We start from the raw sequence: 20,063 nt of genomic DNA, 5'->3' as shown, positions 1-20,063 counted from the left end.
TGTTGGTATGGGGGTGCTGCCGGACTGCGGGGGCCGCGGTCACTGGTAATGGCCGTGGCGCTCCAGCACCTCGACCTTGTAGCCATCGGGGTCCTGGATGAAGAAGAAGCGGGCGATCAGCGCGTCGCCGTCGGCAAAGCGCTTGACGTCGGTCGGCCCCAGCCCCAGCCCGGCAAGCCGGCGATGCTCGGCCTCGACGTCGTCGACACAGACCGCGATGTGGCCGTAGCCGCTACCGTGGGTGTAGGCCTCGCTGCGGCCCTTGTTGAGCGTGAGTTCCAGCTCGAAGTCGTTCTCGGCATTGCGCAGGTAGGCCAGCGCGAAGTCCGGAAAATCGAGCCGGTAGGCCTCCTCCAGCCCGAGGGCGTCGCGGTAGAAGGCCAGTGATTTGTCCAGGTCCAGGACCCGGATCATGGTGTGGATGAGTTTTGGCTTTGGCATGGGCGTCTCCCCCGGTGGTTCTCGAAGGCAGGCCCCGCGCGCGTCGGGTTTGTCGTAGGAGGAGAGACCGCCCCCTCGGCACCGCGGCGCCTGCAGCCACCTTTATTGCAACGGCTGTGCCAATCGGTGAAGGCGGGTGGGCGATCCGACGTAAACGACTGATTACGCTTGGTTATTCTGGCAAAGCGAGGGGGAGAAAGACCCCGCGTGGGCGGCCCGCGTCCCAAGATCGGACGCCGCTACGCGAAGGGCTGCGGGGGCGCGACTGATATTGGGACAGCGAGAAACCGCTGCCCCGGAATCCCTCAGGACGGGAAAGCGCGACATCCGGGTGCATGCGTTTTCCGCAGCGCCGACGGCAGGTCACCGCCCGCACGCGGTGCCGCCAGAAAGACCGTCAGCAAACGAATCGGCCGCCGGGCAAGCCCGGCGGCCGACAGGAATGCAACGCACGCGGAGCGGACGGACAGCGCTAATCCCCGGCCCCGCCCTCCCCCTCCAGATTCCCCCCCGCCGCGCGCACGAAATCCTCCAGCGCATAGCGTTCCACCTTGCGATACAGCGTGCTGCGCGAGATGCCGAGCAGGCGGGCGGCCTGGGCGAGGTTGCCCTGGAAGTTGATGACGGCCTTCTGGATCGCGCGGCGCTCGGCGGCTTCCAGGCTGGGGCATTCGGGTTCGGCGCCTTCGGCGGCGGGGCGCGCCGCCTGCGGGACCGAGGCGAGGATTTCTTCCGGCAGTTCATCCACCCGCACCTGCGGGGTGGAATCCATCAGCAGCAGGGATTCGACGACGTTGCGCAGTTCGCGCACGTTGCCGGGCCAGCAGTAGGCCTGCAGCGCGTCCAGCACCTCGGGGCCGAATTCGCGCCGCGGCACGCCATGGCGCTCGGCCAGCTGCGTACAGAAGTGGCTGGCTAGCAGCGGGATGTCGCCGTCGCGCTCGCGCAGCGGCGGGATGCGCAGGCGGGTGACGCCGATGCGGTAGTAGAGATCGCGGCGGAAGCGGCCGGCGGCGACCTCTTCGCGCAGGTTGCGGTTGGTCATCGCGATCAGGCGTACGTCCACCCGGCGCGGCTGGGTGTCGCCCAGGCGATAGACGATGCCTTCTTCCAGCGCGCGCAGCAGCACCGGCTGCAGGTCGAGCGGCATCTCGCCGATTTCGTCCAGGCACAGCGTGCCGCCGTTGGCGAGTTCGAAGCGGCCCGGGCGGCCGTCGTTGGTGGCGCCGGTGAAGGCGCCGCGCACGTGGCCGAAGAGGTCGGCGGCGATCAGTTCCTTGGAGGCCGCGCCGCAGTTGTAGGTGATGAAGGGGCCGCCGAGGTGTTCGCCGCCGTGCAGCGCGCGCGCGAACAACTCCTTGCCGACGCCGGTTTCGCCTTCCACCAGCACCGGCACGCGCTTGGTCGCCAGCCGGCGGCCAAGGTCGGTGGCCTCGCGCATCGCCGGGCTGCGGCCAAGGATGTTGTCGAAACAGGAGCGGCGCGGGTCGGCCTCGGAGCTTTGCTCGGCCAGCCGCGCCACCGGCGAATTGCGCACGCCGCGGCCCGGCACCAGCACCACCGCGCCGACGGTGCGCCCGCCGGCCACCACCGGGTGCAGCCATTCCGGGCGCAGCCCTTCGGGCAGGTGCGCAGCCCATTCCTCCAGGTCGGCATGGGGGCGGAAGCCGGGCAGGCGCTCGCCCACGCCCACCGGCAGGGGCACGCGGCCGGCAGAGTGGATCAGGCGGCCCTGGCGGTCGATCGCCACCATGCCGGCGGCGTCGGCCAGCGACAGGCGGTTCATGCAGTGTTCCAGCAGCCGCAGCCGTTCGCCCAGCGCGCTGTGGGACAGCGCCATCTCGATCTGGCGCGCCACCGAAACCGCGAGCAACAGGTTGTTGCGCTGGAAGGTCTGCGGCGGGCCGGAGATGTCGAGCACGCCGAGGATGTCCTGCGTGCCGGGTTCGAAGATCGGCGCCGCCGCACAGGTCCAGCCCTGGATGCCTTCGCAGAAGTGCTCTGCGCCGTGGATCTGGGCCGGGCAGCGGGTGGCGATCGCGGTGCCGATGCCGTTGGTGCCCACCACCGCCTCGCACCAGTTGCCGCCGGTCATCAGGTGGATGTCGCGCGCGGCGTCCAGCGTGGCGGCATCACCGGCGGCATCCAGCACCACGCCTTCCGGGCTGGTCAGCAGCATGATGGAGTGCGAGCCGGCGAGCAGGTCGCCGGTGTGGGCGAAGAGATTGGACGCCGCGGCCATCAGCTCGCGGTGGCGGCGGCGCAGCAGTTCCATGTCGTCGCCCCGCGCGGCGACCGGGGCGGCGCGCCCCACCGGATTGACCCCGGCATCGCGGCTGCGGCGCCAGGAATCGAGCACCGGTGATTCGATGGTGCTCGGCGGCAGGGCTTCGCCGGTGACGAAGCGTTCCCAGGCGGCGTAGGTGGCGCGGTCGATGGAGACCAGCTCGCGCCCGCTGCACTGCGCAGCCGGATTGGGCCGCAGTTCGGCGGAAAACCGTACGCCGGACTTTCGGTAGGAAAGTTCCCGCATGTCTCACTCCTCTGGAGGGACGGACTACGGGTCGATCGTGCGCCGGCCAGGTCCGCCCTTATTCTTTTTTCAATGCATCTTGTGTGCATGTTGCCGGGCTTTACCCGGCTGTAGAACACGGATCATACCTCTTCGGCCCGGCGCCGAAACAGCCGTGGATCGCCGCGGCGGCGCCGGGCACGGAGGATCAGCGAACCAGGCTGTCGGACAGCCAGACCATCAGCCCGGCGGCCCAGATCAGCACGCCGAACAGACGCTGCAGCCGGCGCGCCGGACTGCGCGGACACAGGGAATTGAAGGGCGCCGGATCGCGGCGCCCGGAGATCTCGTTCATGGTGGCAGCATCCCGGGGTTGCGCGGAAACCCCGGCAAGCCACGGCGGGCTTGCCGGGGAAGACAGCCGGCCCGAACGGGCCGACCCGCCTTACTGGCGGCCGTACAGCTCGGCCCCGCCGCCGGTCGCGGGGCCTGCGGTCGGGTCGATGATCTCCGGCTTCTTCGCCACCAGCGTCTGGGTGGTGAGGATCAGCCCCGCCACCGAGGCCGCGTTGCGCACCGCGGTGTAGCTCACGCGCACCGGGTCGATCACGCCTTCGGCCACCAGATCGACGAAGGCGCCGCTGCGCACATCCAGGCCGTGGCCCGGTTCGGCGCGCATCGCGCGGTCGACCACCTGCTCGCTGTCCAGCCCGGCGTTGCCCGCCAGGTGGTACAGCGGCCGCGACAGCGCGCGCTGCAGCAGGCGCACGCCCTGCTGCACGCCGCCGCTGGTCTGCGCCACCAGGTGTTCGAGCCGGCCGGCGGCCTGCAACAGCGTGATGCCGCCGCCGGGCACGATGCCCTCCTCGATCGCCGCGCGCGCGGCGTGGATCGCGTCCTCGATCAGCAGCAGGCGGCGCTTCTGCTCCACCGGCGTGGCGCCGCCGGCAAGGATCAGCGCGGTGCCGCCGGTGAGCTTGGCGAGCCGCTCCTGGAACTTGTCGCGCTCGATGTTCTGCGGCGCGAGTTCGTACTGGCGCTGCACCTGCTTGCGCCGCGCGGCGATCGCCTCGTGCGTGCCGCCGCCGCCGGAGATCACGGTCTGGTTGGACGAGATCCGCACCTGGCGGGCCGAACCCAGCTCGGCCAGGCTCACGTCCTTCAGGCTGCCGCCCAGATCGCGGGCGATCACCTTGCCGCCGGTGACGATGGCGATGTCGTCCAGCATGGCCTTGCGCCAGTGGCCGTACTCGGGCGGGTGGATCGCGGCCACCGGCACCCCGCTCTTCTCGCGCCAGGCCATCAGGCTGACCACGCAGGCGGGCGCCACTTCGTCGGCGATGATCAGCAGCGGCCGCTTGCTGCCGGCGAGCAGGCTCTGCAGCACCGCCACTTCTTCCTGACTCTGCAGGCGCTGGTCGGTCATCAGGATGTAGGGGTCGTCCAGCACCACCTGCATCTTCTCGACGTCGGTCACCATGTGGTGCGACAGGTAGCCGCGGTCGAAGGCCATGCCATCGAGCACGTCGAGCGTGGTCTCGACGGTGGTGCCGTATTCCACGTCCACGATGCCGTCCGGGCCCACGCGCTCCAGCGCCTCGGCCACCAGTGCGCCGGTGCTCTCTTCATTGGCGGCCACCACGGCCACCGAGAACACGTCCTCGCGGCCGCGCACGGGAATCGCCATCGACTTGAGCGCGGCGACGGTTTCGTCCACCGCCAGCTCCAGCCCCTTGACCAGCTCGACCGGCTTCACGCCTGCCTGCACACAGGCCAGCCCTTCCTGCACCAGCGCATCGGCCAGCACCGTGGCGGTGGTGGTGCCGTCGCCGGCCACCTCGTTGGTCTGGCGCGACACCTCGCGCAGCACCTGGGCGCCGATGTTCTCGAACGGGTCCTCCAGCTCGATTTCCGCGGCGATGCTGACGCCATCGCGCGAGATGATCGGCGTGCCGATCGGGCGGTCGATGATCGCGTTCATCCCCCGCGGGCCAAGCGTGCCGCGCACCGCGCGGGCCATCTTTGCGACGCCGCGCGCCAGGGCGGCGCGGGCTTCGTCGTCGTGCAGCATGATGTTGGGCATTTTGTCTCTCCTCCGGTATTTGTTGTCCTGCCGGTCAGGGGGAGGGGTTTTAACTCCCTCCCCTTCAAGGGGAGGGCGGGGGTGGGGATGGGGTTTAAGCTGCGGCACAGCTTCCTCCCTACCCATAACCCCATCCCCACCCTAACCCTCCCCTTGAAGGGGAGGGGATAAGACCGGCGGGTTTTTCATCCGTACCGCCCCTCACGGAGCGGCCGGTCGTGCTCACTCGTAGGCCAGCGCGGCGTCCATGTCGCCGAACAGGACCACGGTGTCGTCGTCGAGCATCACCATCCGGCCGTAGTGGGTGGAGGTGAAGATTTCGAACAGGTGGGGCGTCATCTCGCGGCCGAGGGCTTCGCTGATCTCGGGCATGCTGAATTCGATCTTGCCCTCGCCGTCGATGCGGATCATCGCGGGCAGGTAGGTGACCTTGATGCCCGGCTTGGTGGCCATCAGTTCGGCGATGGCGCGGGCTTCCACGCTGTCGTTCATCGTCACGCCGCACTGGTGCGAGATGGTCTGTTCGAACTTCATGTCCTTGATGGACTGGAAAATGTTGTCACCGTGGTAGTTGCTCATGTCGTGTCCTCCGTATCGGATATGGGGCCGTGATCGGGCGCGGAAGGCTCAGGCCTTCAGCTCGGCGGGCAGGTCGAGGCCGAGTTCGCCGGTGATGCTGCGGATGCGCGACAGCGCGCGGGCGAGCGCATCGGGGAACTGGGCGACCTTGTGGTGCGGCAGCGACCACATCGGCTGCAGCTGCTGGGCGGCGATCAGCGCGCGTTTGCCGTGGTCGGCCAGCCAGCGGTTGAACAGCGCGCGGTTGTGGGCGCCGTACTCCGGGTCCTGCGCCAGCACGTGCACCAGCTCCACGGTGTTGGCGAGGTTGCGCTGGTAGTCGCCTTCGGCCGCGGAGATCACCGTCGGCGTGGTGAAGTCGCCCTGCGCGGCCGCCACCTGCATGAAGAAGCCGCTGCGCACCAGTTCGGCCACCACGGGCTCGAACACCAGGTTCACCGCGAAGTACTTTTCCAGGTAGTCGCTGGTGCCGTTGATCGCCTCGATCGCGTGGCGGGTGCCCTGCCAGGCCGGGTTTTCCATCCAGTGCTGCTTGCCGAGGTCGAGGTTCAGGTCCGGCTGGTCGAGCGCGAGTTCGGCCAGGTAGAGCGTCAGGTCCTGGGCGAAGCGCAGCTTGTACGAGGCGTTGGTGAGGATGGCGCTGTTGATCATCTGCGAGTAGCCGTAGCGCTGGGCGTGCATGGTGGCCATGCCCAGGCCGAACTCGGCGTGCTTGTAGGCGCCGAGGTACTGCTCCAGCACCTTCACCCAGGCGCGGTCCAGGCGCTTGGTGGCGCCGGCGCGGCGGGCGTTCTCGATGACGTTGGTGATCATCCCGCAGATGGTCGACTGGCGCTGGTAGTGGGTGCGCTCCCACTCCTCATCGACCGCGCGGAACTTGTGCCAGTCCGAGCTTTTGGCCTCGGTCCAGTGCTCCGAATAGGTCGGGGTGCCGTCCGGGAAGGAGATGATGAAGTCCTGCAGCAGGTAGCGCTTCGGATCGGGCTGGACGTCCACCGTGACGTCTTCGTAGTGGGTGGCGTGGCGGCCCTTGGGCGTGTAGTAGTTGTATTTGCGGCTGTCCCAGCCGACGAACTGGGCGGCGCCGGCAGCGCCGGACTTGACGGGCTGGGCGACGGCTTCCTGGGTGAATGCGTTCACGTGAGTCTCCTGGTCTTCCTTGCTTGTGGGTGGGTGCGGCGGGTGGGGGCTGCGGCCCGGGCCTTCAGCGCACGGCCTGGGTGAATTTGTCGAAGTACATCTGGTCGGGCGGCACGCCGGCCATGTGCAGCACCGGGGTGATCGCGTCGATCATCGGCGCGGGGCCGCAGGTGTAGGCGTCGATCGAGGCGCCGTCGAAGCCTTCTTCCTTCAGCGTGCGCGCCACCACCTCGTGGATGTAGCCGGTCTCGCCGGTCCAGCCGTCTTCCGGCTCGGCGGCCGACAGCGCCGGGATGAAGCGGAAGTCGGGCACCTTCTGCTCGAACTCGGCGAACTGCTCCAGGTAGAACAGGTCGCGCCGGGTGCGGGCACCGTAGAAGAAGCGGATCGGGCGCTGCTCGCCGCTTTCGATGTGGTCGTTGAGGATGGACCACAGCGGCGACATGCCGGAGCCGCCGCCGATCAGCACCATCGGGCCGGGGCGTTCCTCGCGGCGGAAACAGCCGCCATAGGGGCCCTTCACCAGCACCGGATCGCCCGGCTTCAGCTCGGTGTCGAGCGCGGTGGAGAACGCGCCATTGGGGTACTTCTTGATGATGAAGGACACCTGGCCGGGGCTGCTCGGCACGCTCGCCATCGAGTACGAACGGGTGATGCCCTTTTCCGGCAGCGTGATGTCGACGAACTGGCCGGCCCAGAAGCGGATCGGCTGTTCCAGCTCGACGTCGAGCCTGCGGATGTCGTGGGTCAGCGCGCTGATGCCGACCACCTTGCCGGCGAACTCCTTGACCGCGATCGAGCGCCGCATCAGGTCTTCGTCGTAGTTGAGCAGTTCCACCGTGATGTCGGTGTGCGCCAGCGTGCGGCACAGCAGCACGTGGTTGGCGTCGCGCTCGTAGTCGGGCAGCGCGAAGGTGGAGTACTTGAGCATCTCGACGTCGCCGTCGATCAGCAGCGCCTTGCAGCTGCTGCACTGCCCTTCCTTGCAGCCGTGCATGACGGCCACGCCCTGGCGAAAGGCCGCGTCGAGCACGGTTTCGCCTTCGGCGACCTCCATCTCGACGCCGACCGGCTCGAACCGGACGATGTGTACAGGGGTTTCGGACATGCTGGTCTTCCTTATTTCATGTGCATGGGCCGGGAACCGCGGGCGCGCGCCGCCGGGCGGACGCGCACCCGCGCGGGGGCTTTACTGGAACGGGTTGATCTTGAAACCGGCGCGGTAGTCGGCGATGTGCTTCTCGCGCTGCTCCGGCGTCATGTTGCGCAGCAGGACGAGCGGGCTCTGGATGGTGTGGCCCTTGACGTGGTCGAGGGTCCACATGTCCTTGTTGTCGAAGCGCAGGTGCGGCTGCGAGACCAGCGTCTTGCCGTCGGAGCGGACGAAGCCCAGGTCCTTGATGCAGTCGGCCAGATCCCAGCCGTGGTAGCACTCTTCCCACTCGCGGCGACCGCTGAAACGGCCCATCGCCGGGGTGGCGCGGCCTTCGTACTCGGCGCTGAAGGCGACCTTGTGAGTCCAGCGGCAGAGGTCGGAGCAGTAGGTGTAGAGCTTGCCGTCCACCTCATCGACGACGAAGTCCTCGCGGATCAGGCAGGGCACCATGCAGCTCCAGCAGCGGTGCGGGTAGACGTAACCGTTCTCCTGGTCGAACAGCATGTTGGTCTCGCCCGGCACGCTCTTCTTGCCGTACCACTTCCAGAAGTCGCCGAACTCGGCGTACCAGCCCGGGTACTTGTGCTCGAACCACTCGAAGTCCTTCTCGGTCTGGGCTTCGATGCGCCAGAAGTTGACCGGCCAGCCCACCGCGAAGAACTGCGCGACCTTGTGGTGGTAGTTCTTCTTGACCAGGCGGTCCCACGCGGCGGCGACGTCGTCGTGGTGCACCTTGATGCCGTACTTCTCCAGCGGGAGCATGTAGGTGCGGTAGTAGTCCTCGTAGATCCAGCGGTGCCACAGCTCGACGTACGATTCCTTGTTCTTGTCGCGGTTGGTGGTGCCGTACTCGATCAGCGTGCCGACCGCCGCGTCGATGATGCAGTGGTTCTGCCAGAAGGCGTAGCGCAGGTCGCGCTCGAGCAGCAGGTGGTTGTCCGGGTCGTTCAGGATCGACATCAGCAGCGAGTGGCCGTTGCCGATGTGGCGGCTCTCGTCGGACTGCACGGACAGGAAGACCGTCGGCAGCGCGTAGTCGCCGTTGCGCGCCGCTTCGGACGGCATCGCCACGAACAGCGTGTTGGTGAAGGCGGTTTCGGCCACGACCTGCAGATAGACGTTGGCCGCGGTGATCGCGTCACCGGTCAGGAAGCCTTCGCCGAACTGGCGGCCGATGGTGGTGGCGTAGCACTTGCCGAACGCGGCCTCGGTGATGTCGAAGCCGGCCGGGTCGATGTAGTTCTCCATGTACCACTTCTTCAGGTTCATCTGAATCGTGGAATGGCGGAACTCGTCGACCATCTGCATCGTGAAGCCGGTGCGCAGTTCCTCGCCCGGCGCCAGGCGGCCCAGCATCGACATCGAGCGCGCCGCGGAGATTTCCGGGAACGGGATGATCGCCAGGAAGAGCTTCATCCACTCCACCCAGCGCGCTTCCACGTTGCGGAACATGTCGCCGCGCAGCGCGGCGTCGAGCGCGCCGTACACCCGGTTGTCCTTCTCTTCCTGCATCGGGAAGTAGGAGCGCAGCACCTGCTTCATCGGGTCCTTGGGCTGGCGGCCGATCTTGTAGTCGGTCGGGAAGGTCATCGCTTCCTGGACGTAGGACGGATTCCACCCGAGGTCGGCGATGCGGCGCGCGGCCTCGCCGATGCTGACCCCCCGCTGGGAGGTGATCTTGTTGAGTGTCAATCCAGCAGTCATTCGAATCTCCTTTCGCTCTCGTATTGGTATGGGCGGCCCTGGTGGGGGATGTCGCCGCAGTGAAGTCGATCGCCGCCGGGTGGGGCCGGTGCTGCGCTGTGCCGGCCCGTCGCGCCGATCAACCTGAGGTCTCTTTAGCGACATGCGTGCCAGCGCCAAAAAGCCCGTATTTCGGCCGAAAAACACGGTAAAACAGCGATTTATGCAGCGCAGCATGTCGTGTTCTGCGACCGGCGCCGCGGGCCTCGTCCGATTTTGGGACGAGGCCCGCGGGCGCCCGGGAAAGGGGCCGCGGCGGGGCGCCAGGCCGGCGGCGCAGGCGGGGGCTGACCGCGCCACGCCTGCGCGCAAGGGCGGTGGACGGCGTGGCGCGGCGAGGTCGATTCCGCCATTTGCCAGGGCAGGACGGAGCGCCGCCACCGCCCCCGAAGAAGCCGCAGCGCAAAAAGCAGAAGCGCCCGGCTGCATTGCGCAACCGGGCGCCTTCGAGACCCCGTGGAGACCGCCTGCGCGGCCGCCTTCAGCCCGCGGCGGCGAGCCGCCGGCGGGCGCGCCACGCGCGCGGCAGCACGCCGTAGCGCGGCGCCAGCAGCATCGCCAGGCACTGCATCGCCCCCGCCGCCACCGCCACCATGCCCGCGGCGTTGAGCGCGTTGTCGTGGCCGAGCAGCGGCGGCAGGAAGGCGGCCAGCCAGTAACCGCCCGCCCCCGCCAGCACGGCGAACAGCGCGCTGAGCCATACCTGGGCGGCCAGCCGGTCGGTCAGCATCCGCGCGGTCGCTGCGGGGCATACGAACATCGCGATGACGATGATCGAACCCACCGCCTCGAACGCCGCCACCGCCGCCACCGCCGTCATCGCCAGCAGCCCGGTGCCCACCGCGCGGCTGGAGATGCCCAGCCCGGCGGCAAGCCCGGGGTCGAAGGTGGTGACCGCCAGTTCCTTGAAGAACAGCACCAGCAGCAACACCATCGCCGCGGTCACCACCGCCAGCGTCACCAGCACCCGCGGCAGCGTGCGGTAGCTCTCGGGGTCGAGCAGGTCGGCCCAGTCGCGCGGGCCGGGCCACAGCGTGCCTTCCAGGTTGCCGTACAGCGCGTGCTCGGCATCGAGATGCGCGTTGCCGGCGCCGCTCTGCTCCAGCAGCACCAGCCCGGCGGCGAACATCACGGTGAACACCACGCCCATCGCCGCGCCGGGCTCCAGCCCGCCCACCCGCTGCAGCGCGTTGATCAGCAGCACCGCCACCAGCGCGGCCCCAAGCGCGCCCGCCACCATCGCCAGCGGCGCGATGTCGCCCACCGCGAGGTAGGCGCAGACGATGCCGGGCAGCACGACGTGCGACATCGCATCGCCCATCAGCGCCTGGCGCCGCAGCACCAGGAAGCTGCCGGGCAGCGCGCAGGCCAGCGCGGCCAGCACCGCAGCCAGTACCGCCGGCAGGTCGATCAGCAGGAAGTCCTCCACGCCCGGGCTCATGCCGCCACCCTCCGCAGCCGCGCCGGCAGTCCGCGCGCCGGGCCGCACAGCAGCGACAGCACCAGCAGCGCGGCGGCCACCAGCACGATCACCGCGCCGGTGGGCAGGCCCGGCAGCAACGAGGACACGGCGGCACCCAGCCAGGCCGCGAGCGCGCCGAAACCGCCAGCGAGCGCCACCATCGCCCCGAGGCGCTCCGTCCAGAAGCGCGCCGCGACCGGCGGAATCGTCACCAGCGCGACGACCAGGATCAGCCCCACGGTCTTCAGCCCGATCGCCACCACCGCCAGCAGCAGCACCAGCAGCGCGAGGTCCAGCCGCCGCACCGGCCAGCCGAGCGCCGCCGCATAGCCGGCGTCGAAACAGACCAGGCCGAACTCCTTGCCGAGCAGCGCCGCGAGCGCGAGCACCGCCAGCGCGGCGGCGCCGACCAGCTGCGCTTCGTCCAGGCTCATGGTGGCGGCGGCGCCGAGCAGGAAACCGTTCATGCCGGCCTGCCCGCCCACCGGCAGCGTCTGGATGTGCGACAGCAGCACCACGCCGGCGCCGAAGAAGAGGCTGAGCACCGTGGCGATCGCGCTGTCTTCGGGCAGCCGGGTGTGGTCCTTGATCGCCTGCACCAGCAGCACGCCGAGCGCGCCCGAGGCGCCGGCGCCGAGCAGCAGCAGGCCGAAGTGGCGGCCGTTGCCGGTCAGCGCCACGCCGGCGAGGAAGGCCAGCCCCACGCCCGGCAGCGTCGCGTGGCTGATCGCATCGCTGATCAGCACCCGCTTGCGCAGCAGCACGAAGGCGCCGATGACGCCCGCCGCCAGCCCGAGCAGCGCCGCGCCCGCCACCACCACCGCGCTGTTGTAGCCCGCGCGCAGCAGCAGGAGGTCGATGAATTCGCCCATGGCGCCCTCCCCTAGCCGGCCCGCGCCACCGCCGCGGCCACCGGCGGCAGGCCCACGCCGTAGGCCGCTTCCAGCGCCGCCGCGGTGAAGGTCTCGTTGATCGGCCCGGCGGCCACCACCCGGCCCGCCAGCAGCAACAGGTGCTCGAAGTAGTCGGGCGCGGTCTGCAGGTCGTGATGCACGCACAGCACGGTGCGGCCGCGGCCCTTCAAGGTCCGCAGCACGTCGACGATGGCGCGCTCGGTGGCGGCATCCACGCCGGCGAAGGGCTCGTCCATCAGGTACAGCATGGCGTCCTGCGCCAGCGCGCGCGCCAGGAACACGCGCTGCTGCTGGCCGCCCGAGAGCTGGCCGATCTGGCGGCGGGCGAAGTCGGCCATGCCCACCTGTTCGAGGCAGTCCAGCGCCTGCTCGCGATGGCGCGCTCGCACCGGCCGGCACCAGCCGATGCGGCCGTACAGTCCCATCGTGACCACGTCGAGCGCGGACGCCGGAAAGTCCCAGTCGACGCTGCTGCGCTGGGGCACGTAGCCGATCAGGTGGCGCTGGCGCTCCACCGCGCGGCCGTAGCACGACACCGCGCCCGCCAGGCGCGGCTGCAAGCCGAGCACCGCCTTGATGAAGGTGGATTTGCCGGCGCCGTTGGGGCCGACCACCGCCACCAACGAGGCCGCCGGCGCGACGAAATCGACCTCGCGCAGCACGGTCTGCTGGCCGTAGGCCACGGTCAGCCCGTGCACCGCGAGCGGGCTGTCGGAATCGGCCGGCAACGGCCGGCTGCGGGGACGGAATTTGAGCAGGGTCACCATCTGTATGCTCCCGGTCGGTTCAGTGAAGGTCCGCCAGCTCGCCGAGCATCCCGCCCGCCGGCACGCGCCCGCCCAATCCGCGCGCGACGGTCGAGGCGTTGTGGTCGAGCATGCCGATGTAGGTGCCGGTGTAGCCACCGGGCTTGCCCATCGCGTCGGAATAGAGTTCGCCGCCGATGCGCACCGTGTGGCCGCGCGCGGCCGCGCCATCCACCAGCGCGCGCACGCTGCGCGGCGACACCGAGCTTTCGACGAACACCGCGCCGATGCGGCGGCGGACCAGCGTTTCCACCAGTTCCTCGATGCGCCGCAGGCCGGCCTCGCTCTCGGTGCTGATGCCCTGGATCGCCAGCACCTCCAGCCCGAAGGCGTGGCCGAAGTAGCCGAAGGCGTCGTGCGCGGTGACCAGCACGCGCGCGCTCGCCGGCACGCTCGCCAGCACCTCGCCCACATAGGTCTGCAGGCGGTTGAGGCGCTGGAAGTAGTCGCGCGCCCGGCTGCGGTAGCCCTCCGCGCCTTCCGGGTCGACTGCCGCCAGCGCGGCCACCGCGGTTTCCAGCGCGCTGCGCCATAGCGCGGGGTCCATCCAGATGTGGGGGTCGCGCGCCTGGCCGGCCCCGCCGCGCAGGCGCGCCGGGTCCACGCCGGCCGCAATCGCCACCACCGGCTTGCGGGTGGCGAGCGACTGCAGCATCTCCTCCATCTGCGCCTCCAGGTGCAGGCCGTTGTAGAACACCAGGTCGGCGCGGGTCAGGCGCGCGACGTCGCTGCGGGTGAGACGGTAGAGGTGGGGATCGACGCCCGGCCCGAGCAGGCTGCTGACGCGCGCGCGCGGCCCGGCGATGACGGACAGCGGCTCGGCGATCTGCGCCAGCGTGGTGACCACGTCGAGCGGCGGCGCGGCGCGGCCGGGGGCGGCGAAAACGGACAGGCACAGCAGGATGCAGTACAGCAGACGACGCGGCATGGTGAGGTCTCCTCGGGGTATGCCGCGCTGCCTGCCGGGGCGCCGCGGCCGTGTTTGCCGCCGTTTTCGCAAGAGCCGGACCACCGCGATGCGCGCCCGAGGCGCCGCTGGAACAGTAATTTTTCTTTTTATTTTTCAGTTACTTGCAATGTCGCGCGAAGCGCCGGACACCGCCGCGGGCGGCGGCCGCGTCCTGCTTTGCGACGGCAGCCCGCGGCGATGACCTGTTCTGGGACGCGTCCGCTCAGCCGGCGCGCGCGGTGCGCGTCATCAGCGCGCCGCCGAGTGCGCCGGAGACGTAGCCGAACAGCGCACCGATCGCCATCGACAGCGCGGTGACGATGAAGGCGTTGTCCAGCCCGGGGCTGGTGAGCGCGGCCAGGTTCATCTTCTCCGGCGTCTGCAGCAGGAAGGCGAAGGTGCTGGCATAGCCGTAGAAGCTGGCCGGGATGGTGGACAACGCCGGAACGTTGGCCGCCATGCACACCAGCCACGCGGTGGCGAACACCACCACCGCCGCCCAGCCGGGCAGCGTGAGGGTGGCCGCCAGCGGCACGCTGAGGATGACCACCGCGGCCAGCCAGGCCACCGCGGCGCCGAAGGTGTTGCATACCAGCGTGTTGCGCAGCGCGGGCGCGTTGCCGCCGGCCTGGAAGTAGCAGCCCCAGGCGACGAAGGCGGCCCAGATCAGCACCCCGCCGACGGTGAGGAACAGCCAGGTGGCGAAGCCGCCGAGCAGGGCGATGCTGAGCGACAGTGCAGCGAGTTGGGACATTGCGGAACTCCTTGCGCGAAGCCCCGCCGCGCGGGCGGGGCGGAATGGTTGGGAAACGCCGTAAAAAAAATGCGCCGGAGCAGGACGGCGGGCGTCACCGCCCCGGCGCCAGAGGGCTCGGAGAGGTTGTCAGAAGACCTTGAGCCAGCGGAAGTTGAGCCGGTTGCGCTCGCGGAAGCCGCTTTCCACCGAGATGTCCTGGCCGTAGGTGAACACGACCTGGGCGCTCGGTTCGTAGAACCAGGCGGTGCCCACCTGGTACTTGGTGTTGCGCTGGCGGTCGTCGCCGGAGACGCCGTTCACCTTGGTTTCTCCGCCCCAGGTGTAGAAGTAGCCGGCGCGCACGTCCCAGGCATCGGTCAGCTTGTAGCGCAGCCAGCCCTGCACCTGGTACAGCGGGTCCTGCTTGAGGGTGGCGGAAGTGGGGCCGTAGTCGTTGTTGTTGCCGAACACGGTGACGTCGGCATAAAGGTCGAGCAGCAGCTTGTCGGTCAGGCCGGTGATGTAACCGAGCTGCAGCGTGCCCTTCCAGCGGTTTTCGCCGAGGTTCAACGCCTCGTTCTTGTCGTAGCTGCCGGTGGGCAGGTACACGTAGGGCGTGATCGCGAAATAGGTGTTGGTCTCCGGCTTTTCCACCAGCCAGAACACCGAGGCCAGGATCAGGTCGCCCACCCCGCTGGCGCTGCCGAGCGGCGACAGGTCACCCTTGGCATGCAGGTTGCCGAAGGGCAGCAGGAACTGCGGGTTGATCGTCATGCCGGCAAACTTGGTGTAATGCACGAAGCGCGCGATGCCGATGTCGGAATCGAGCCGGTTCCGGCCCGGCACGCGGTCGCCATCCACGTACAGGCGGTCGCGTTCGACATGCTGGTAGTAGAGCACCGCGAGGTTGGTGCCTTCCGGCAGCGGCGTGTCGTCGCCGGCATCCATCTCCAGCGCCCAGGCACTGGTGGACGCCGCCGCCAGCGCGCTGGCGAGCGCGGCGCCGAACCGTCGCCGCGCCCGCCTGCTGTCCCGACTGCGCCGCGCGACAGGCGCGACTTCCCCTTGGCTGTGTTTCGCCGCCATGTTCGACTCCTCTTCTCTCTATCAGGTGTGTGCGGGCAGACGTGGTCGCCCGTGGTGCTGCGCCTGGCCCGGGCGGGCCGGCGCATTTCTTGGTTTCGGTGGGGCAAACCGCCGCGGCCGGCGCGGCGGGGCAGGCTTCAGGGCTGGGTGATGATCTGCGGCGCGGGCTCCGCCTCCGCGGCGCGGCTCTGGGCGATGTAGCGCGCGGCGAGCAGCAGGGTGCCCATCGCGAACTCGCGCCCGTAGGCCTGGATCATGTCCTCGGACACCGCGGCGATCCGTTCGAAGAAACCGTCCTTGGCGGCGGCTTCGGCGGGGTCGATCTCGGTGCTGGCCTGGGTTTCGTTGCTCATCGTTGTCTCCTCCGTCGGGGATTGTTGTGTCCTGGCTCAGGCCGCCCGGGCCATCGACAGGATTTGGGCGGGGATCGCCACCACGGCGAGTTCCCCGTGCTGCGTGCCCAGCGCCAGCGCCGCCCCGTCCGCCGCCCACGCGAGGGCGGTGACGGGACCGGCGCCGGAACCCTGGACGAACAGATGCTGGTCGCTGCCCGGCCGGCACAGCAGCACCGCGCCGTTGTGATATCCGGCGGCGAGCAGCGCGCGCGACGGATGCCACGCGAGCGCGCTGACCGGCACGCGGCCGGGATAGCCGGACTCCGAGCGGGTAGACGCGGGGCGCGGATGGTCGAGGTCCCAGCTGACCACGCGCGGTCCGCCGTTGCTGGCGAGCAGGTGCCCGCGCGCAGCGAAGCCGAGCGCGCGCGGCTGGCCGGGGTAGCCTTCGAAGAGGTGGCGCTGGCCGTCGCCCAGCCGCCAGCAGCACAGCGCGTTCTCCTGCATGCCGCTCGCGAGGTAGCGGCCATCGGGACTCCATGCCAGCGCGCGGTGGTAGCCCGGCGCTTCGAGCCGGCGCCGCGCCCCGTCCGCCGCCGACCACAGCTCCACGCCGCCGTGGCCGGCGATCGCGAGCCGGCCGCCGGCGGGGTCGAACGCGAGCGCGGTGACGCCGCTGGCGAGTTCCAGCACGGCCTCGCTTCCCGGCCCGTGCAGCCAGACGCGGCGCCCGCTGGCACAGGCGCGCAGCCCGCGCGCGCTGACCGCGACGTGGTCCAGCCACTCGCCGCGATGGTCTGCGAGCACCGCGGGCGCGCTTGCCGCGCCGGCGGCCGGGTCGAGGTGCAGCAGGCGGCCGTCGTCCCCACCGCTGACGAGGCCGCCGGCGGGGTCGGCCGCGAGCGCCAGACAGGCCCCCGCGTGCGCCTCCATGCGCACGAGTCCGGGCGCGCCCTGTCCGCCCGGTTGCGTCGGCGGACGGGCGAAAACCACCCCGCCGTCGCCCATTGCGAACGCGGCCGGCCCGCCGCGGCGCGACCACGCCACCGCGACCACCGGCGCCTCCAGGCGCCAGTGCGCGCCGCACAGCGCCACCAGCGGCGGCAAGCCCCCCAGTGGCGCGTTCATGCCGGCGAGACCTGGCAGGCGTCGAGACCGGCGCGCAGTTCGCTGTCGTCCAGCCCGTGGCCGATGAACACCAGCCGGCTGTCGCGCGTCTCCTCGGTGCGCCACGGGCGGTCGAAATCGCTATCGACCATCATGTGGACGCCCTGGAAGACGAAGCGGCGGTCCGCGCCGGCGAGCGCGACGATGCCCTTGGTGCGCAGCAGCTTTTCGCCACGCTCGGTGACCAGGCGCTGCAGCCAGGCGAGGAAGCGGCCGCGCTCCAGCGGACGCTGCAACACCAGCGACACGCACGCGAGGCCGTCGGTATGGCGCCCCTGCGGCACCGGCACGTAGCGCGCGCGGGCGGCGGACGGCGCGGCGGGCAGTTCCAGCCGCGGCAGCTCGTAGGCGCCCTGGTCCAGCAGCGCCGCGGCCGGCACCGCGCCGCGCGCGCTGCGCAGCACCGTGGCGCCGGGGTTGAGGCGCGCGATCTCGCGCTCCACCTGCGCCACCACCGCCTCGTCGGCCAGTTCCGCCTTGTTGATGACCACCAGGCTGGCGTGCGCCAGCTGCACGCCCGCCTCGCGGCTGCGTTCCAGGCTGGTGAGGAAGTGGCAGGCATCGACCACGCAGACCACGCCATCGACCCGGGCCTGCTGGCGGATCTCGTCGTCGGCCATGAAGGACTGCACGACCGGCGCGGGGTCGGCCAGGCCGGTGGTCTCGATCAGGATGCCGTCGAAGCGGCCGCGGCGCTTGAGCAGGCCACTGACCACGCGGATCAGGTCGCCGCGCACCTTGCAGCAGATGCAGCCGTTGTTGAGTTCCAGCACCTCTTCCTCGGCCCCCACCACCAGTTCGCCGTCGATGCCGATCTCGCCGTACTCATTGACGATGACCGCGTAGCGGCCGCCGCTTTCGCGCAGCAGGTGGTTGAGCAGCGTGGTCTTGCCCGCGCCGAGGAAGCCGGTGAGCACCGTGACCGGCAGGCGGCTTGGCGCGGCGTTCATTGCAGCGCTCCGGGGCCGGCTTCGGCGGCGTTCAGGGCATCGAGCACCGCAAGCAGCTGGGTGCGCTGGTCGTCCAGCGCGTCCAGCTCGGCCTCCGCCTCCAGCAGGGCATGGCGCAGGTCGGCCACCGACAGCGCCGTCTCCAGCCGCAGGCCCTGCTCCAGCGCACCCTGCAGCTCGATGTCGGCGCCCGCGCGGCGCGTTTCGGCGCGCAGGTGGCGGGAATTCAGCTCGACCAGCTCCGCCACCACCCGCACCCGCCAGCGGGCGCGTCCGGTGAAATCGAGCGCGTGGGGAATACAGTCTTCCAGTTCGGCGGCACTCAGCATGGACTCCTCCTTGGTCTCGGCCGGTCTGCTCCGGCTTCTCGGTCACGACAACGGCGCGTGACCGCTGGCAAGGCGTTCAGCAACTTCCAGACCACGCCTGCGAGTTCGTTCGGATAAACACGCAACCCGCTGATTTGAAGTGACTTTGCTCGAGCCTCAAAGGCATCGGCGCGGGTGCATGGAGGGCCGTGTCCGAGAATCGGACACGGCCGGGGAAGCGGGAAGCGGGCGCTGTCCGAAAACGCGACGCGCGCATCGCGGGGATGTCCGGCCGCAGGGGAGGGAGGAATCGGGGCGCCGTGAAGGCGCTGCGGACAGGATTTGCGCAGCGGGGCACCCGGACCGGATCCGGCTGGCGCCGCGGGCCCGCGGCACCGGCACGGGCCGGCTTGCGCGCGGCCCGTGCGGACTCATCAGAAGTGGTTCTTCCAGTCCCTCAGCGCCGCGAACACCTCGGCTTCGTCCTCGACCGGGTGGCCGCGCCAGTCAGCCGCCGCGCGCCGCAGCGCGGGCTCGGTGCAGCGCAGGAAGGGGTTGGTGTCCAGCTCGTCGCGCAGCGAGGACGGCACCGTCGGTTCGCCCGCGGCGCGGCGCGCCTCCATCCAGCGCTGGCGCCCCTGCAGCAGCCGGTTGCCCGGCTCCGCGGCAAGCGCGAAGCGGGCATTGGCCAGGCTGTACTCGTGCGCGCAATACACCTGGGTGGCGGGCGGCAGCGCGGCCAGGCGCGCGAGCGCGGCGTGCATCTGCGCCGGCGTGCCTTCGAACACCCGCCCGCAGCCACAGGGGAAGAGCACGTCGCCGCAGAACAGGTGGGTGCCGTCGAAATAGCCGATGTGGCCCGCGGTGTGGCCGGGCAGCGCGAGCACCTCGAAACCGGGATGGTCGTCGAGGACCGCCACACGCTCGCCGTCCACGACGCGATGGGTGAGCACCGCGATGTCCTCGCCGGCCGGGCCATACACCGGCACCGCGGCGTGGCGCAGCAGCTCCGCCACGCCGCCCACGTGATCGTCGTGGTGATGGGTGATCAGCACCGCACGCAACCGCAGCCGTTCGGCCGTCAGCACCGCGAGCACCGGGCCGGCGGTGCCGGGGTCGACCACCACCGCCTCGTCACCGCGCGTGAGCAGCCAGATGTAGTTGTCCTGGAAGGCGGGAATCGGGCGCACCCGCAGCGGCAGCGGCCTCATTCCGCCACCGCCAGCTGCGCGGCTTCCTCGCGCGAGTAGAAGCGGTCGTCGAGGACGAAACCGGAGCGCAGCGAGGCCTTGGCGCCGCGCACGCGGCCGGCGGGGTCGCGTATCGTCAGCTCGGCCGGCAGCCCGTCGAGCAGGTGGAACGGCGCGGGCCGGCCGTCGGCGTGACAACTGAGGAACACCCGTCCGGTCTCGCCGTCGAGGAAGGCCGGGCGAAAGCCGCGGTCGCGGTTGCCGCTGCTTACGCCGGCGGTGCCGCGGTACTGGTCGTTCTCGCGGCCGAGCACCGCGGCGGTCAACAGGTTTGCGCTCATGGTCGTCTCCTTGTGTGGGTAGTCGCCTTGCCGCCGGTGAGCGCGGTTTCTTACCGGGCGGCAGATCGGACGCTCGTTCCAGCGCCTCACCCCTCTTCCAGCAAAGGACGCGCCAGGCTGCGCGGCGGGAACCGAAGCCGCGCGCTTGCGCGGGATTCCACAGGG

General features: G+C 70.2%; 20 protein-coding genes. All 20 read right to left on the bottom strand.

Annotated elements, in window-relative coordinates:
- Positions 1–39: 39 nt before the first annotated feature.
- On the bottom strand, positions 40–441 hold the full coding sequence (locus tag dqs_RS06585; RefSeq protein ID WP_011764959.1) for a VOC family protein: 402 nt from the start codon (positions 439–441) through the stop codon (positions 40–42).
- A gap of 472 nt (positions 442–913) precedes the next feature.
- A complete protein-coding gene (locus tag dqs_RS06580) occupies positions 914–2,974 on the bottom strand; it encodes a sigma-54-dependent Fis family transcriptional regulator (protein ID WP_011764958.1) in 2,061 nt (686 codons plus the stop codon).
- Between the two features lie 187 nt (positions 2,975–3,161).
- Positions 3,162–3,308, bottom strand: a complete 147-nt coding sequence (locus dqs_RS20695) for a hypothetical protein (RefSeq protein ID WP_011764957.1) — start codon at positions 3,306–3,308, stop codon at positions 3,162–3,164.
- A gap of 90 nt (positions 3,309–3,398) precedes the next feature.
- The gene (gene groEL, locus dqs_RS06575) at positions 3,399–5,036 is read right to left on the bottom strand and encodes a molecular chaperone GroEL (RefSeq protein WP_065339988.1); all 1,638 of its coding nucleotides are present in this window, start codon (positions 5,034–5,036) and stop codon (positions 3,399–3,401) included.
- A gap of 222 nt (positions 5,037–5,258) precedes the next feature.
- Positions 5,259–5,615: an MmoB/DmpM family protein gene (locus dqs_RS06570; protein ID WP_011764955.1), complete on the bottom strand. Its 357-nt coding sequence runs from the start codon at positions 5,613–5,615 to the stop codon at positions 5,259–5,261.
- 48 nt (positions 5,616–5,663) lie between these two features.
- Positions 5,664–6,755 (bottom strand): aromatic/alkene monooxygenase hydroxylase subunit beta, encoded by a 1,092-nt coding sequence (locus dqs_RS06565; protein ID WP_065339987.1) that lies wholly within the window; start codon positions 6,753–6,755, stop codon positions 5,664–5,666.
- Positions 6,756–6,819: 64 nt separating this feature from the next.
- Entirely contained in the window at positions 6,820–7,863 is a 1,044-nt protein-coding gene (locus tag dqs_RS06560) for an FAD-binding oxidoreductase (RefSeq protein ID WP_011764953.1), read from the bottom strand.
- A gap of 81 nt (positions 7,864–7,944) precedes the next feature.
- Complete coding sequence (locus tag dqs_RS06555) at positions 7,945–9,615, bottom strand: aromatic/alkene/methane monooxygenase hydroxylase/oxygenase subunit alpha (protein WP_011764952.1); 1,671 nt, start codon at positions 9,613–9,615, stop codon at positions 7,945–7,947.
- A 520-nt stretch (positions 9,616–10,135) separates the two neighbouring features.
- Positions 10,136–11,095, bottom strand: a complete 960-nt coding sequence (locus dqs_RS06550; RefSeq protein ID WP_084018274.1) for a metal ABC transporter permease — start codon at positions 11,093–11,095, stop codon at positions 10,136–10,138.
- A complete protein-coding gene (locus dqs_RS06545) occupies positions 11,092–11,988 on the bottom strand; it encodes a metal ABC transporter permease (protein ID WP_065339986.1) in 897 nt (298 codons plus the stop codon). Before dqs_RS06545 ends, dqs_RS06550 begins: the two co-directional genes overlap by 4 nt.
- Before the next feature lie 11 nt (positions 11,989–11,999).
- On the bottom strand, positions 12,000–12,797 hold the full coding sequence (locus dqs_RS06540; protein WP_011764949.1) for a metal ABC transporter ATP-binding protein: 798 nt from the start codon (positions 12,795–12,797) through the stop codon (positions 12,000–12,002).
- Positions 12,798–12,816: 19 nt separating this feature from the next.
- A complete protein-coding gene (locus dqs_RS06535; RefSeq protein WP_065339985.1) occupies positions 12,817–13,764 on the bottom strand; it encodes a metal ABC transporter solute-binding protein, Zn/Mn family in 948 nt (315 codons plus the stop codon).
- A gap of 244 nt (positions 13,765–14,008) precedes the next feature.
- Positions 14,009–14,539 carry a DUF1097 domain-containing protein gene (locus dqs_RS06530; RefSeq protein ID WP_065339984.1) on the bottom strand — a complete coding sequence of 177 codons (531 nt, stop codon included), beginning with the start codon at positions 14,537–14,539 and terminating at the stop codon, positions 14,009–14,011.
- 129 nt (positions 14,540–14,668) lie between these two features.
- Positions 14,669–15,607 carry a transporter gene (locus tag dqs_RS06525; RefSeq protein WP_011764946.1) on the bottom strand — a complete coding sequence of 313 codons (939 nt, stop codon included), beginning with the start codon at positions 15,605–15,607 and terminating at the stop codon, positions 14,669–14,671.
- A 137-nt stretch (positions 15,608–15,744) separates the two neighbouring features.
- The gene (locus dqs_RS06520) at positions 15,745–15,960 is read right to left on the bottom strand and encodes a hypothetical protein (protein WP_011764945.1); all 216 of its coding nucleotides are present in this window, start codon (positions 15,958–15,960) and stop codon (positions 15,745–15,747) included.
- Between the two features lie 36 nt (positions 15,961–15,996).
- On the bottom strand, positions 15,997–17,070 hold the full coding sequence (locus dqs_RS06515) for a WD40 repeat domain-containing protein (RefSeq protein WP_065339983.1): 1,074 nt from the start codon (positions 17,068–17,070) through the stop codon (positions 15,997–15,999).
- Positions 17,067–18,059 carry a CobW family GTP-binding protein gene (locus tag dqs_RS06510; RefSeq protein WP_065339982.1) on the bottom strand — a complete coding sequence of 331 codons (993 nt, stop codon included), beginning with the start codon at positions 18,057–18,059 and terminating at the stop codon, positions 17,067–17,069. The genes dqs_RS06515 and dqs_RS06510 overlap by 4 nt, the downstream gene beginning before the upstream one ends.
- Positions 18,056–18,388: a hypothetical protein gene (locus dqs_RS06505; RefSeq protein WP_157108154.1), complete on the bottom strand. Its 333-nt coding sequence runs from the start codon at positions 18,386–18,388 to the stop codon at positions 18,056–18,058. Before dqs_RS06505 ends, dqs_RS06510 begins: the two co-directional genes overlap by 4 nt.
- Before the next feature lie 413 nt (positions 18,389–18,801).
- Positions 18,802–19,578 carry a hydroxyacylglutathione hydrolase gene (gene gloB / locus dqs_RS06500; RefSeq protein WP_084018271.1) on the bottom strand — a complete coding sequence of 259 codons (777 nt, stop codon included), beginning with the start codon at positions 19,576–19,578 and terminating at the stop codon, positions 18,802–18,804.
- A complete protein-coding gene (locus tag dqs_RS06495) occupies positions 19,575–19,898 on the bottom strand; it encodes a hypothetical protein (RefSeq protein WP_011764940.1) in 324 nt (107 codons plus the stop codon). Before dqs_RS06495 ends, gloB begins: the two co-directional genes overlap by 4 nt.
- Positions 19,899–20,063: the final 165 nt, after the last annotated feature.

It is taken from the genome of Azoarcus olearius (genome assembly GCF_001682385.1).
In the GTDB taxonomy this organism is placed as follows: domain Bacteria; phylum Pseudomonadota; class Gammaproteobacteria; order Burkholderiales; family Rhodocyclaceae; genus Azoarcus; species Azoarcus olearius.
This window is presented reverse-complemented; position numbering and strand designations above follow the sequence as displayed.